The following is a 14,054-nucleotide window of genomic DNA, read 5'->3' as shown; positions in this document are numbered from 1 at the left end:
CGATGAGGACCGAACAGACAACACAAGGCTCAACGCTTCTCCTGATTGCGCGGCCAGCTCAGGCTGAAACACGCCCCACCCAGACTCTTGCTCTTGCCTATCAACGCACGCCCGTCATGCCAATGGATGATGCGCCGCACGATCGACAACCCCAACCCATGCCCGCCAGACGCACGGGTGCGGCTGTCGTCCAGACGCAAGAACGGTGTGAAGATCTTCTCCCACGCCGACTCCGGCACCCCCGGCCCGTCATCCTCGATATCCACCCGGCAACGTTGCTGCCCCACCTGATAGCTGATGGTCACCCGTGATTGCGCATGGCGCATGGCGTTGCTCACCAGGTTCTGGATCGCCCGGTGCAGATAACGCGGTTCGGCCTCGACCCAGGCATCGTCGTTATCGGCGGCCGACAGGCACAACCCCCGCTGTACCGTGACGTCGGCACGCAACGGCGCCAGCTCCTCAATCACCTGGTTGACCAAGGCATCCAGATCGATCCGCTGGAAGTTCAGTGCCGGAGAACCCTGCTCAAGGCGCGCGTAGGTCAGCATCTCGTCCACCAGCCGGTCGAGATCCTCGATGTCGTTGTCCATGCCCTGGCAGTATTTTTCCAGGGCTTGCGGCGTGGTGGCCGTGCCGATCATCTCCAGGCCAAAGCGCAGGCGCGCCACCGGCGTGCGCAATTCGTGGGACACCGCGCGCACCAGTTCGCGCTGGATCGCCAACAACTGCTGCAAGTGCTCGGCCATGCCGTTGAACGCCGAAGCCAGCCGTCCCACCGAGTCCGCGCCGCGCGCCGGCACACGGGTTTCCAGGCTGCCCTGGGCAATGCGCGTGGCGGCTGCCTCCAGGCCACGCAAACGGCGCTCGAGCTGGCGCACCAACAGATAAACGATCAAACCGATCAGCGTCAGGCCCAGTGCGGCGATCAGCACCAGCCATTGCGGGGGATAAGGATTCATCTGATACAACGGGCCGATTTCCAGGACCCACGGCGTGCCGACCATGCCGGCAAACACCCGGATCGAGTCGCCTTCCTTGCCCAGCGCCATCACGGTGTCGCCCTCGGACACCCGGCGGCTCTGGTCTTCGTCCATGTCCGCCTCATCAACCGTGACCAGGCGCAGGTCGAAGCCAAAGCCCTTGTCTTGCTTCAAGTGCGCCAGGCGCATGGGCTGATCGGCTACGGGGGTGCGCACCAGCTCATCGGTCAACAGGTAGATGGTCGCCCGGGCCAGTTGCTCGCTGATCTGCTGCACTTCCCCGGTCAGCATCAACTGTTCCTTGTCGCTGACCAGCTTGTAGACCTTCGCCGCGTGCGGGCCGGTCTGTTCCACCAATGCCTGGCCGCGCAACACACGAGTGCGCTGGGTAAGGTCCAGGTCAGTCTCGGTAAAGGTTTTCAGTGCCAGCGGAATGCCCAGCAAGCGCTCCCACACCAGCAAGGCCCGATGGCGCTCGGTCTGGTTCATCGGTTGCAGGTTGTCGGCCATCAGCGAAAACGTGCCATGGGCCAGGCGCTCGCGGTATTGCTCGCTGCGCACCTGATTGAGCAGGTGCAAGGCCAGCACACCGAGCACCGCCACCAGAATCAGCGCGGCACACATGCCGCCATAGATACGCAGGAAGATCGAGTTCACAGGGTCTGGTCTACGCAAGCCTCGGGAACGAACAGATAGCCTTTGCTGCGCACGGTCTTGATCAGCCGTGGATGCTCCGGGTCATCGCCGATCTTGGGACGGATGCGCGAGATGCGCACATCGATGGAGCGATCCTGACCGTCATAACCGATACCTCGCAGCGCAGTGAAGATCTCTTCCCGGGAGAGAATGCGCCCGGCATTGGCCACCAACAGCCAGAGCAAATCGAATTCGGCGCTGGTCAGCTCGATGCCGTTGCCCTGCAACCAGGCTTCGCGCAAGGCGTTGTCGACGATCAGCGGGCCGAACTGCAGTCGCCGCTGTTTTTCCGGGGCGACTTCGGGTGTTTCGCTACGGCGCAGCAGGGCCTGGATGCGCGCCAGCAGCAGGCGCGGGCGTACCGGTTTGCAGACGTAGTCGTCAGCCCCCAGGTCAAGGCCGAGAATCTGGTCGGTATCATCGGTGCGGGCGGTGAGCATCAGGATCGGGCCGTCATAACGGGCGCGGACCTTGCGGCAAATGCTCAGGCCATCTTCACCGGGGAGCATCAGGTCGAGAATCACCAGGTCCGGTTGTTCCTTGATAATGCGGTTCGCAGCGAGGGCACCATTCCCTTCGATCGACACACGCAGGCCATTGGCTTCCAGGTAATCGCGGGTCAGTTCGGCCAGTCGCTGGTCGTCCTCCACAATCAATACCTGCCAGGCTTCTTGCTCCACGGGTGACCTCTGCTTGCCAAAAACACTAATAAGGAAGGATCCGCCCGTCTTTTTGTAATGATTCGGGGGGATAAATATGTATACACGCTGGGCCGAATGTATAAACGCCGTCCGTCGAGAACACAAGCGGGTAAATGCGTTCGGACAATGCGTTTTTTTGTGATAGGGTTCGCGCCCTTAAAAATCCGACCGAGCGTTTTCGATCGTGGAAAATCGCTGAAAAAAGGTCCGGTCCAGCAGCGTCGCGGCCTACACGCCGGTTCCCTCTTTCACACACAATTTACGCACAGGTTTATCCACAGGTAGTACGTTGCAATCCCCCCCTAAAACGCATTATCTTGTACCCCGGCGCTAAAAAAACCCTAGATATAGGGTTTTGCGCAAAAAACCAAACACAAACCAGACACCAATTTCAAGCGCTTTTATTGCCTCTGTCCGGTTGAACCAGACGTATTTTCGAAAGACCAAACCGCGCATGCGGATGGCTACTGTGTTTCGGCCCCGAGTGGTGAAAACGGTACGGGTGTTGCAGTCCCAACTGTCACCTGCAAAGGACCAAGGTTTCAGGCCCAAGGCGTGAGACCAAAGACTTCGGCATGGAAGCGGCGCCCCATAAAGCCCCCTTCCTACTGTCCCGAAGTTGTTATGCCCGGCGCTCGCCGGTTGTAGTGCTTCAGGACGGAACGGTGGGCACCGTGATGGTGCCCAAACAAACATAGAGAATGTGGAGACACTCCCCCATGCAAACCGACACAACTCGCGAGAACCCGCAGGGCACCTTGCCGCAGGCCGCTGATTCGAATTCGGATCTGTCCGCCACCGCGCCTGGCCAACTGCGCGTGATCAAGCGTAACGGCACTGTCGTTCCCTACACCGATGACAAAATCACCGTCGCCATCACCAAAGCGTTTCTCGCAGTTGAAGGCGGCACCGCTGCTGCCTCGTCGCGAATCCACGACACCGTTGCCCGCCTGACCGAACAGGTCACCGCGACCTTCAAGCGTCGCATGCCATCGGGCGGCACCATCCACATCGAAGAAATCCAGGACCAGGTCGAACTGGCCCTGATGCGTGCCGGCGAGCAGAAAGTCGCTCGCGACTACGTGATCTACCGTGATGCCCGTTCCAAGGAACGTGCCGTTCGTACCACCGAAGAGCCGGTACAAGCGCACCCGTCGATCCGCATCAGCCGTGCCGACGGCAGCCTGGCGCCGCTGGACATGGGCCGCCTGAACACCATCGTCACCGAAGCGTGCGAAGGCCTGGAAGAAGTCGACGGCGACTTGATCCAGCGCGAAACCCTGAAGAACCTGTACGACGGCGTGGCCCTGACCGACGTCAACACCGCCCTGGTGATGACTGCCCGTACCCTGGTCGAGCGCGAGCCTAACTACTCGTTCGTGACCGCCCGCCTGCTGATGGACACCCTGCGTGCCGAAGGCCTGGGCTTCCTCGGCGTCGCCGAAAGCGCCACCCACCACGAGATGGTCGACCTGTACGCCAAGGCGCTGCCGGCCTACATCGCCAAGGGTATCGAATACGAGCTGCTGAACCCTGAGCTGGCCTCCTTCGACCTGGAAAAACTGGGCAAGGCGATCAACCACGAGCGCGACCAGCAATTCACCTACCTGGGCCTGCAAACCCTGTACGACCGTTACTTCATCCACAAGGATGGCGTGCGTTTCGAACTGCCGCAGATCTTCTTCATGCGCGTGGCCATGGGCCTGGCGATCGAAGAGAAAGACCGCGAAGCCCGTGCCATCGAGTTCTACAACCTGTTGTCGTCCTTCGACTACATGGCTTCGACCCCGACCCTGTTCAACGCCGGCACCCTGCGTCCACAGCTGTCGAGCTGCTACCTGACCACCGTGCCGGATGACCTGTCGGGCATCTACCACGCGATCCACGACAACGCCATGCTGTCGAAATTCGCGGGCGGCCTGGGCAACGACTGGACGCCGGTTCGTGCGCTGGGTTCGTACATCAAGGGCACCAACGGCAAATCCCAGGGCGTGGTTCCGTTCCTCAAAGTCGTCAACGACACCGCCGTTGCCGTTAACCAGGGTGGCAAGCGCAAAGGCGCTGTCTGTGCCTACCTGGAAACCTGGCACATGGACATCGAAGAGTTCATCGAACTCCGTAAGAACACCGGTGACGACCGTCGTCGTACCCACGACATGAACACCGCCAACTGGATCCCTGACCTGTTCATGAAGCGTGTCTTCGATGACGGCAAGTGGACCCTGTTCTCGCCATCCGAAGTGCCGGACCTGCACGACCTGACCGGCAAGGCCTTCGAAGAACGCTACGAGTACTACGAGGCCCTGACCGAGTACCCGGGCAAGGTCAAGCTGTTCAAGACCATCCAGGCCAAAGACCTGTGGCGCAAAATGCTGTCCATGCTGTTCGAAACCGGCCACCCGTGGCTGACCTTCAAGGACCCGTGCAACCTGCGCAGCCCGCAGCAGCACGTCGGCGTGGTCCACAGCTCGAACCTGTGCACCGAGATCACCTTGAACACCAACAAGGACGAGATCGCCGTTTGCAACCTGGGCTCGATCAACCTGCCGAACCACATCGTCGACGGCAAGCTGGACACCGCCAAGCTGCAACGCACCGTGAACACTGCCGTGCGCATGCTCGACAACGTGATCGACATCAACTACTACTCGGTGCCGCAAGCGAAGAACTCCAACTTCAAGCACCGTCCAGTGGGCCTGGGCATCATGGGCTTCCAGGACGCCTTGTACCTGCAGCACATCCCTTACGGTTCCGACGCTGCCGTCGAGTTCGCCGACAAGTCGATGGAAGCGGTCAGCTACTACGCGATCCAGGCTTCCTGCGACCTGGCCGACGAGCGCGGCTCGTACGAGACGTTCCAGGGTTCGCTGTGGTCCAAAGGCATCCTGCCGCTGGATTCGCAACAGATCCTGATCGAGGCCCGTGGCCAGAAGTACATCGATGTCGACCTGAACGAAACCCTGGACTGGGCACCGGTTCGCGCCCGTGTACAGAAAGGCATTCGTAACTCCAACATCATGGCCATCGCACCGACCGCGACCATCGCCAACATCACCGGCGTATCGCAGTCGATCGAACCGACCTACCAGAACCTGTATGTGAAATCGAACCTGTCGGGCGAATTCACCGTGATCAACCCGTACCTGGTTCGCGACCTCAAGGCTCGCGGCCTGTGGGACTCGGTCATGATCAACGACCTGAAGTACTACGACGGTTCGGTGCAGCAGATCGAGCGCATTCCGCAAGAACTCAAAGAGCTCTATGCGACTGCCTTCGAAGTGGACACCAAGTGGATCGTCGACGCTGCCAGCCGTCGTCAGAAGTGGATCGACCAGGCTCAGTCGCTGAACCTGTACATCGCCGGCGCTTCGGGCAAGAAGCTGGACGTGACCTACCGCATGGCCTGGTACCGTGGCCTGAAAACCACTTACTACCTCCGTGCCCTGGCCGCGACCAGCACCGAGAAGTCGACCATCAACACCGGCAAGCTGAACGCTGTTTCCAGCGGCGGCAACCACGGTGAAGATTCGGTCCTGGCAGCGCCTGCCGGCCCTGCTCCAGTGCCAAAGGCTTGCGCCATCGACGAGCCGGATTGCGAAGCTTGCCAATAAGCTGAGCCGACAAGCGCCGCAAGGCGCTTACTCGAGACCCCCGATGAGCCTCTGGTTTATCGGGGGTTTTTCTTTTGCCCATGAAAAAGATCGCAGCCTCGCTTCGCTCGACAGCTCCTACAGGGATGGCATTTCAATGTAGGAGCTGTCGAGCGAAGCGAGGCTGCGATCTTTTGATCTGTATCTTGCACCCACAAAAAAGCCCCTCTCTCGAGGGGCTTTTTATGCAGCGCCGCCCAGCATTAAGCCATCTGAATGATGGTCTGCATGATGGTGCTCTCGGTAGAAATGGTCTTGGCGTTCGCCTGGTAGTTGCTCTGTCCCTTGATCAGGTCAACCAGTTCATTGGTCAGGTTGACGTTGGACTCTTCCAGGGAATTGGAAACGATCGAACCCAGGGTGCCAGTCTGCGGCGCATCGTAGCCCGGGATGCCCGAGGTGTAGGTTTCTTTCCAGCTGGAGCCGCCTACCGGCTGCAGGCCTTGCTCGTTGGTGAAGCTGGCCAGGGAAATCTGGCCGATCGGCTTGGTCTGGTTGTTGCTGAAGTTGGCCAGCAGCACACCGCTGCCGTCGATGGTCAGGTTGGTGATCTGGCCAGTGGCATAACCGTTCTGCGATGGAATCGAACGCGCGGTGTCAGCGTTGAACTGGGTGGTGTTGGCCATCGCGATGGTCAAGCCAGCCGGATCGGCTGCTGCGCCGTTTGCAGTCCAGACACCATTGGTGACACTGCCCGGAGTCCAGTTGGTGATCTTCAGGTCACTGCTGATCACCGAAGTCGGTGGCGTGGTTGGCGGCGTCACAGGTGTGCTGACCGAAGTCAGTTTGCCGGTGGCATCGAACGACATGGTCGAAGCAATCGGAGCGGTAACCTTTGGATCACTGCCATCGGGGTTGCGACCATCGATCAGGGTGTAGGTATCCCAGGTGTTCGCGCCCGTCTTGACCATGTATTGATCCATGGTGTGCTGGTTACCCTGAGTATCGAAAATCGGGGTACTGAACGACTTGGTAAAGGTCTCGGTCTTGGACGGGTCGAACTTGTTGGCCGCAACCGTCTGGTCGATCACCGGCGACGTGGAGTTCAGGTTGATCGTCGACGACACGTTGCTGGTGGACTTCGGCGCCAGGTTGGAGGTGTCGATCCGCAGGTCGGTCAGCACGCCGTTGACGATCTTGCCGCTGGAATCCACACCGTAGCCTTGCAAGCGGGCAGTACCGTCGCTGTTGGTGACGTAGCCGTCCTTGTCGGTCTTGAACGTACCGGCACGGGTGTAGGTCAGCGAACCGTTGTTGCTCAGGACAAAGAAACCGTTGCCCTGGATACCCATGTCGAGCACGTTGCCGGTGTTGCTCACGTCACCCTGGGTGAACTGCTGGGAAACGTTGGCCAGGCGCACGCCGTTGCCGACGGTCTTGCTGCCGGTGCCCAGGCGGGTCGCCGAGTACACGTCTTCGAATTCTGCACGGGACGACTTGAAACCGGTGGTCGCGACGTTGGCGATGTTGTTGCCGGTCACGTCCAGTTGTTTGTTGGCTGCAAAGAGACCGCTAAGGCCGATATTGAAAGACATCATCCACTCCTTTATGCCGGGTTAGTCGGCTTTACATACCAATGGTTTGTACTTTGGACAGGGCAACGCTGCCCAGCCCGGCCAGATTGAGCATCAACTCACCGCCGGTCTGGCTGATGGTCACGCTGTTGACGGTCGCGGGCAGGTTGGTGATCAACGCGACGGACTTGCCATCGATCGTGGTCGTGGCGCCGAAGGTGTAGGTGCCCGCAGGTACCGTCTCACCCGCATCGTTCTTGCCGTCCCAGATGAAGCTGGCGTTGCCGGCCTTCTGCGAACCGAGGTCGATGGTGCGCACGGTCTTGCCGGTTGAATCGGTGATCTTCAGGGTGGCGGACGCCACCGAAGACGGCACCACCACCGTGCCGCTGAGGCTCTTGGTGGTATCGACCACAGCCTTGTCGCCCGGCGCGATGACCGAACGGCCGACCAGCGACGACGCCTGCAAGGCCTGGGACGAGTTGTAGTTGCTGGCCAGGCCGCTCACGGTGTCGTTGAGCGTGGTGATGCCTTCCAGGCTGCTGAACTGCGCCAGCTGGGCCACGAACGCACCGTTGTCCTGAGGTTCCAGCGGGTTCTGGTTTTTCAACTGGGTCACCAGCAACTGCAGGAACGCATCCTTGCCCAGGGCCTGGTTGCCCGATGCGCTGCCGGCTGCCGAGGCGAGGCCGTCAGTCGTGGTGTTGGTCTTGATCGAAGAGTTGGCCAGGATGTCGTTGAGGCTCAAACCACTGGTGGAATCGGTAACACTCATCTGAGTCGCCCCTTATCACTGACCGAGGGTCAGGACTTTCTGCATCATGGTTTTGGCGGTGTTCATCATTTCGGCGTTGGTCTGGAACGAACGGCTCGCGGAAATCATGTCGGCCATTTCTTCAACCACGTTGACGTTCGGGTAGTAGACGTAGCCCTTGGCATCGGCGGCCGGATGGTTCGGCTCGTAGCGCGCCTCGAGATTGCTCTGGTCTTCGACCACACCCAGCACCTGCACGCCTTGGCCGGCGGCGTCCTGGTTCTGGAACAGCGAGTCGCTGCCGCCGCTCTGGCCGCCCTGGAACATGGTGGCGAACACCGGGTGACGCGCGCGGTAGGTCTGGTCGATGCTCGACGAGACGGTCTCGGCGTTGGCGATGTTCGAAGCGACGGTGTTCAAACGCGTGGTCTGCGCACTCATGCCGCTACCGGCAATGTTGAAAACACTGGATAGAGACAAGGCTTACTCTCCGCGCAGGGCTGACACCAGCCCTTTGAATTTGCTGTTGAGCAGGGTGAAGCTGGCCTGGAAGTTGACCGCGTTTTCCGCGTAGTTCGACTGTTCCAGCTGAGCGTCCACGGTGTTCTGGTCGATCGACGGTTGCATCGGCGTGCGATACAGCAACGATTCGTCGCCATTGCCCAGACCTTCAGCTTCGATATGACGGTTGTTGGTCATGTTCAAGGCGAAGGTGCCGTTTTTGGTTTTCTCGTTCTGCTCGGCGAGCACTTTCGAGAAGTCCAGGTCCCGAGCCTTGTAGTTCGGGGTATCGGCGTTGGCGATGTTGTTGGCCAGGACTTCGGCACGCTGGGCGCGGAAGCCCAGGGCTTGTTCGTGGATACCGAGCGCTTTATCGAAGCTGATGCTCATGTCGGGAAACCTTCGGGTGACCTGATTTTTCGTAGGATCAACTTAGCAAGCCCCATGCCAATTCAAAAAAGCCCGGAAACCGGGGCTTTGCCGGACATGGCAAGGCGGCAATGCCAGAAAAGCGGCAACGGTTTTCCGCCGCCTGCCGCTTTTCTGCCGCTTGGCACCGCTTACGAAGACACCAACTGACCCTGTGGGAGCGGGCTTGCCCGCGAAAGCGGTGTGTCAGGCAAAGTTGATATCGACTGACACGACGCCTTCGCGGGCAAGCCCGCTCCCACAAGGGGTGTGGTGATTTCAAATGATCATTTGCAGGCATAAAAAAAGGAGTCCCTGAGGACTCCCGTTTTTTGACAACAGCAGCGAAATCATTTCGCCTGGTAAATGATCCCCGGGCTGCACTGGACCATCTGGTAATGATCCGGCAAACCGTTCAACGCTTCGGAAGCACCGAGGAACAGGTATCCACCCGGCTTCAACGTGCTGTGGATGCGCAACAGGATGTCCTTCTTCACCTCGGCGGAGAAGTAGATCAGCACGTTGCGGCAGAACACGATGTCGAACTTGCCGAGGCCCGCGTAACTGTCCAGCAGGTTGAACGAACGGAACTCCACCCGGCTCTTGATCGGCGCCTTGATCGCCCAGCGTCCCGGCCCTTTCGGGTCGAAATAACGCTGCAGGCGCTCGGGCGACAGACCGCGGCCGATGGCCAGGCTGTCGTACTCGCCGGTCTTGCAGTTGTTCAGCATGGTGCCGGACAGGTCGGTGGCAACGATCTGTACGCCCATCCTCAACTGGCCCATGTTGACCCGTTCGAACTCGTCGATGGACATCGACAGCGAATACGGTTCCTGGCCCGACGAGCACGCCGCCGACCAGATACGCAGGCGCTGGCCGGGGCTGGCCTTGATCGCTTCGGGCAGGACCTTGTTCTTCAAGACTTCAAACGGGTAGGTGTCACGAAACCACAGGGTTTCGTTGGTGGTCATTGCATCCACCACCTGTTCGCGCAAACCGCTGCGCGGCTGGGTCTGCATGCGCTGAACCAGCTCACCCAAAGACTTGATGCCTTGCTGTTCCATCAGTTTGTTGAGACGGCTGGAGACCAGGTACTGCTTGTTTTCACCGAGCAAAATGCCACAGGCTTTTTCCAGGAATACCCGGAACTGTTCGAAATCCAAATTACCCGTAGACAATGATGCCGCCTCTTAAATCGTGTTGACTGCCAGGGGCGCAGGCCCCTAGCTGATATCTGCTGCTTTGATCCGGTCGACTACCCGGGATGCCAGGTCATCAGGACGGAACTTGGCCAGGAAGTCATCGGCACCGACTTTCTTGACCATCGCCTGATTGAATACCCCCGACAACGAAGTATGCAGGATGATATGAAGCTTTTGCATGCGCGGGTCGTTGCGGATTTCCGCCGTCAGGGTGTACCCGTCCATCTCCGGCATCTCGATGTCGGAGATCATCATCAGGAACTCTTCTTCCGGCTTCTTGCCCTCGTCGACCAGTTTGCGCAGGTAGTCCAGCGCTTGCCGACCATCGTTCAACGCCACCACTTCGACGCCGACCGTTTGCAGGCAACGCGTGACCTGCTTGCGCGCCACCGAGGAGTCGTCGACCGTCAGCACGCGCAACGAAAGCGCCTTGTGCTGGGTTTCGACATCCACCACGCCGACGGAAATCGCTTCCGGCGTAGGTGCCACTTCCGCGAGCACCTTCTCGACATCGATGATTTCCACCAACTGATTGTCGACCCGCGTCACCGCCGTGAGGTAGTGATCGCGTCCGGTGCCCTTGGGTGGCGGATGGATCTCCTCCCAGTTCATGTTGACGATGCGCTCCACCGAGCGCACCAGGAAACCCTGGGTCTTGGTGTTGTACTCCGTGATGATCACGAACGGATTGTTCTTGTCCTTCAACGCACCGGAGCCGGTCGCCATCGCCAGATCAAGGATCGGAATGGTCGCCCCCCGGATGTTCGCCACGCCGCACACGACAGGACTGGACTTGGGCATCAACGTCAGCTGAGGGCATTGCAGCACCTCCCGAACCTTGAATACGTTGATCCCGTACAGCTGCTGGCCGTCGAGACGGAACAACAACAGCTCAAGGCGATTCTGCCCCACCAGTTGCGTGCGCTGGTTTACCGAATCCATTACACCAGCCATGCCCAGACTCCTACACCAACGCCAAGTGTTGTTGCGACGCGCCTTCATCACTAAACGGCACGGCGCTTGCTTTTTTAATCGTTATGAACACAGAACCGACATTTTTTCGACGCCTGACCACACCCTATCGCAAATTGCTGGGCGTGCTGGCGGCTGTTTGCCTGTTCAACGCTGGCACCCCTGCCCTTGCTGACGCGGTTACCTTGCCTGACATGCTTATCGGCGTCACTCAGGGCTTTCTTGAATTCACCGTAGAAGACTATCTGGCAACCAGTCAAACGGAAGGTCGCTACGAGATCCAGGTCAACCCGCTCGACCCGCGCATGCACATGCCCATGTGCGACAAGGAATTGACAGCAACCCTCGAGAGTCCCAAGCCGCTGGGACGGGTCACGGTCAAGGTCCGCTGCGAGGGCGCCTCCCCCTGGACTGTGTTCGTACCCGCTCAAGTCCGCCTGTTTCGCGATGTCGTGACCACCGCCCGGCCACTGCGTCGCGCCGCCATTGTCGAGCCCGGAGATGTGGTGCTGCGCGAGCGCGATATCAGCCTGATCAGCCAGGGCTACCTGACGTCCCTCGACCAGGCGATCGGGCAGCGATTGACCCGACCAATGGTCACCGACCAGGTGATTACCCTGGTGCATATCGAACAGGCCGAGGTGATCCGCAAGGGTGATCAGGTGGTGATTACCGCCCGCAGCGGTACGCTCAGCGTGCGCATGCCCGGCGAAGCCCTGTCGAACGGCAGCCTGAGCGAACAGATCCGGGTGAAAAACCTCAACTCCCAGCGAGTCATCAAGGCGCAGGTCATGGCGCCGGGGCAGGTGGAAGTGTCCATGTAAGGCGCTCTGCTCATCGGAATGTGGCGCTTGCCGCGGCTGTTCCCTAGACTGTGCTCCATGCAGGGCAAGCGCTGACGCGCGCGAGGTTCATTGAAAATGAGCCTAAAGTTTTCCAGGGAATGGCCGAAACCATGGCAAGCGTCCAAATTCCCAGAGGTTTTTTATCATGGTCATCGATTTCAGCCGTTTGAACAGCTCCTCGCCCCTTACGGGCAGTACACGTACCAGCGCCAGCAAGGAAAGCGCCGAAGCCGGCAAAACCGCGCCGCTGGAATCCGCGGCCGAACAGGCCGGTACCGTCAACAGCGGGGAATCGGTACATCTCAGCAATGAGGCTCAACAGTTGCAGAAGGTCACTGACAAGCTGCGCGATCAGCCTGCCGTCGACAAAGCCCGCGTGGCCGAGTTGAAAGCAGCGATTGCCGATGGCAGCTATAAAGTCGACAGCAACCGTGTAGCCAGCAAACTGCTCAACTTCGAAGCCCAGCGCTAGGCCACCGCCGGCGCCAGGCTTTTGGACGCTTAAAACCCAAGGCCAGCCATGCACGACACTCATTTACTGCAACTGATCACCGACGACTTTGCTCCAGCGCAACATCTGCTGGAATTACTGCAGACCGAATCCCTCGCCTTGCATGGCCGTGACATGCCATTGCTCGAGGGCATCCTGGCGCAGAAACAGGCATTGGTCGTCCTGCTCGAACAGCATGGCCGCAAGCGCAGTGAAATCCTCGCCAGCCTCAACCTGCCGACCAACCGCGGCGGGCTGGAGCAACTGGCCAGCCAGTCGAGCATTGGCGACCAGTTGCTGGCGCAAAGTGACGTGCTGACCGATCTCCTGGCCCAGTGCCAGGCCATCAACGCCAACAACGGCCAGTCGATCCTCACTCAGCAGGCCGCTACGGCCACCCAGCTGAAAATCCTTACAGGCGGTGAAACTCCGGCGCTTTACGATGCCAGCGGAACATTCTCCAAGCTTGCTAAGCCGCGCCCCCTCAGTCAGGCTTAGGCCGCTCAATGAGCCCGCTCTATCCAAGACGCGAAAGATGCTGGCAGAATGCTGGCCAGCCGTAGTCAAATTTTGCCTGGAGATTGATTAACCGTGTCCAATGCCTTATCCGTGGATGATGCTCCGCAGCCACCCAAGGTGCTCTCCACGCCCTTGGAAATCTCCAGCAACCTGCGCCAGCTGCTCGAAAGCCATGACCCGCTGATCATCACGTTCCACGAGCGCAGCCAGCGCTTCCAGAGCTATCTGGTGGATCTGGACCGTGACAGCAACATGATTGCCCTGGACGAAATGATCCCTCGTGATGGCGAGCGCTACCTGATGGCGGGCGAACCTTTCAGGGTCGAAGGCTTCCACGAAGGTGTGCGCATTGCCTGGGAAAGCAACGGCCAATTGAAGATCGACGAATCCGGTGGCAGCCGCTGCTATCGCGGCGCCCTGCCCGATGAAGTGGTGTACCACCAGCGCCGCAATGCGTTCCGCGCGGCACTGAAGCTGGCACAACTGGTCAACGTCAATCTCGACGGCGAAAAACTCAAGGCCCCCATCAGCGGCAAGCTGCTGGATATTTCCGCTACCGGCTGCAAACTGCGTTTCGACGGCGACATCACGGGCAGCCTGCAACTGGGCCAGGTGTACGACCGCTTCAGCGCCGACCTGCCCTTTGGCAAGATGACTGCTCCGGTCGAGTTGCGTTATCTGCACTTTGAAGAAAAGATCTCCACCACCTTCGCCGGCGTTCGCTTCCACAACATGAGCGGACTGGTGCAGCGTCAGGTCGAACGCTTCGTCTACCAGTTGCAACGAGAAGCGCGCCGCTTCGACAAAGACGACATCTGA

The 14,054-nt window shown here is 59.6% G+C and carries 13 protein-coding genes; 5 read left to right on the top strand and 8 right to left on the bottom strand.

Annotated elements, in window-relative coordinates:
* Positions 1–29 precede the first annotated feature (29 nt).
* Both AC07YV_RS11200 and AC07YV_RS11195 read right to left on the bottom strand, forming a co-directional pair.
* Positions 30–1,640, bottom strand: a complete 1,611-nt coding sequence (locus tag AC07YV_RS11200; protein ID WP_102699802.1) for an ATP-binding protein — start codon at positions 1,638–1,640, stop codon at positions 30–32.
* On the bottom strand, positions 1,637–2,359 hold the full coding sequence (locus tag AC07YV_RS11195) for a response regulator (protein ID WP_102699803.1): 723 nt from the start codon (positions 2,357–2,359) through the stop codon (positions 1,637–1,639). Before AC07YV_RS11195 ends, AC07YV_RS11200 begins: the two co-directional genes overlap by 4 nt.
* Before the next feature lie 740 nt (positions 2,360–3,099).
* On the opposite strand from AC07YV_RS11195, the gene AC07YV_RS11190 reads away from it, so the two are divergent.
* A complete protein-coding gene (locus AC07YV_RS11190; RefSeq protein WP_102699804.1) occupies positions 3,100–5,991 on the top strand; it encodes a ribonucleoside-diphosphate reductase subunit alpha in 2,892 nt (963 codons plus the stop codon).
* A 242-nt stretch (positions 5,992–6,233) separates the two neighbouring features.
* Here the strand turns inward: AC07YV_RS11190 and flgE are convergent, their stop codons facing one another.
* From flgE to AC07YV_RS11160, 6 genes are all read right to left on the bottom strand, one after another.
* A complete protein-coding gene (gene flgE / locus AC07YV_RS11185) occupies positions 6,234–7,565 on the bottom strand; it encodes a flagellar hook protein FlgE (protein WP_102699805.1) in 1,332 nt (443 codons plus the stop codon).
* Positions 7,566–7,596: 31 nt separating this feature from the next.
* Positions 7,597–8,319 carry a flagellar hook assembly protein FlgD gene (flgD, locus tag AC07YV_RS11180; RefSeq protein WP_102699806.1) on the bottom strand — a complete coding sequence of 241 codons (723 nt, stop codon included), beginning with the start codon at positions 8,317–8,319 and terminating at the stop codon, positions 7,597–7,599.
* Between the two features lie 15 nt (positions 8,320–8,334).
* On the bottom strand, positions 8,335–8,778 hold the full coding sequence (gene flgC, locus AC07YV_RS11175; protein ID WP_007937507.1) for a flagellar basal body rod protein FlgC: 444 nt from the start codon (positions 8,776–8,778) through the stop codon (positions 8,335–8,337).
* Between the two features lie 3 nt (positions 8,779–8,781).
* Positions 8,782–9,189, bottom strand: coding sequence for a flagellar basal body rod protein FlgB (flgB, locus tag AC07YV_RS11170; RefSeq protein WP_102699807.1), 408 nt, complete (start codon positions 9,187–9,189; stop codon positions 8,782–8,784).
* Between the two features lie 368 nt (positions 9,190–9,557).
* Positions 9,558–10,385 (bottom strand): protein-glutamate O-methyltransferase CheR, encoded by an 828-nt coding sequence (gene cheR / locus AC07YV_RS11165; protein ID WP_102699808.1) that lies wholly within the window; start codon positions 10,383–10,385, stop codon positions 9,558–9,560.
* Between the two features lie 45 nt (positions 10,386–10,430).
* Positions 10,431–11,363 (bottom strand): chemotaxis protein CheV, encoded by a 933-nt coding sequence (locus AC07YV_RS11160; RefSeq protein ID WP_015096472.1) that lies wholly within the window; start codon positions 11,361–11,363, stop codon positions 10,431–10,433.
* Between the two features lie 83 nt (positions 11,364–11,446).
* Between AC07YV_RS11160 and flgA the strand changes: the two genes are divergently transcribed.
* The 4 genes from flgA to AC07YV_RS11140 all read left to right on the top strand — a co-directional run bounded on the left by flgA (position 11,447) and on the right by AC07YV_RS11140 (position 14,054).
* Positions 11,447–12,205 carry a flagellar basal body P-ring formation chaperone FlgA gene (gene flgA, locus AC07YV_RS11155; protein ID WP_102699809.1) on the top strand — a complete coding sequence of 253 codons (759 nt, stop codon included), beginning with the start codon at positions 11,447–11,449 and terminating at the stop codon, positions 12,203–12,205.
* Positions 12,206–12,371: 166 nt separating this feature from the next.
* Positions 12,372–12,698: a flagellar biosynthesis anti-sigma factor FlgM gene (flgM, locus tag AC07YV_RS11150; RefSeq protein ID WP_102699810.1), complete on the top strand. Its 327-nt coding sequence runs from the start codon at positions 12,372–12,374 to the stop codon at positions 12,696–12,698.
* Positions 12,699–12,746: 48 nt separating this feature from the next.
* A complete protein-coding gene (locus AC07YV_RS11145) occupies positions 12,747–13,214 on the top strand; it encodes a flagella synthesis protein FlgN (RefSeq protein ID WP_102699811.1) in 468 nt (155 codons plus the stop codon).
* A 93-nt stretch (positions 13,215–13,307) separates the two neighbouring features.
* Complete coding sequence (locus AC07YV_RS11140; protein ID WP_102699812.1) at positions 13,308–14,054, top strand: flagellar brake protein; 747 nt, start codon at positions 13,308–13,310, stop codon at positions 14,052–14,054.

It is taken from the genome of Pseudomonas sp. GW456-E7, from assembly GCF_059424105.1.
Note: the sequence above shows the minus strand (reverse complement) of the source record. Positions and strands in the feature narration are given on the sequence as shown.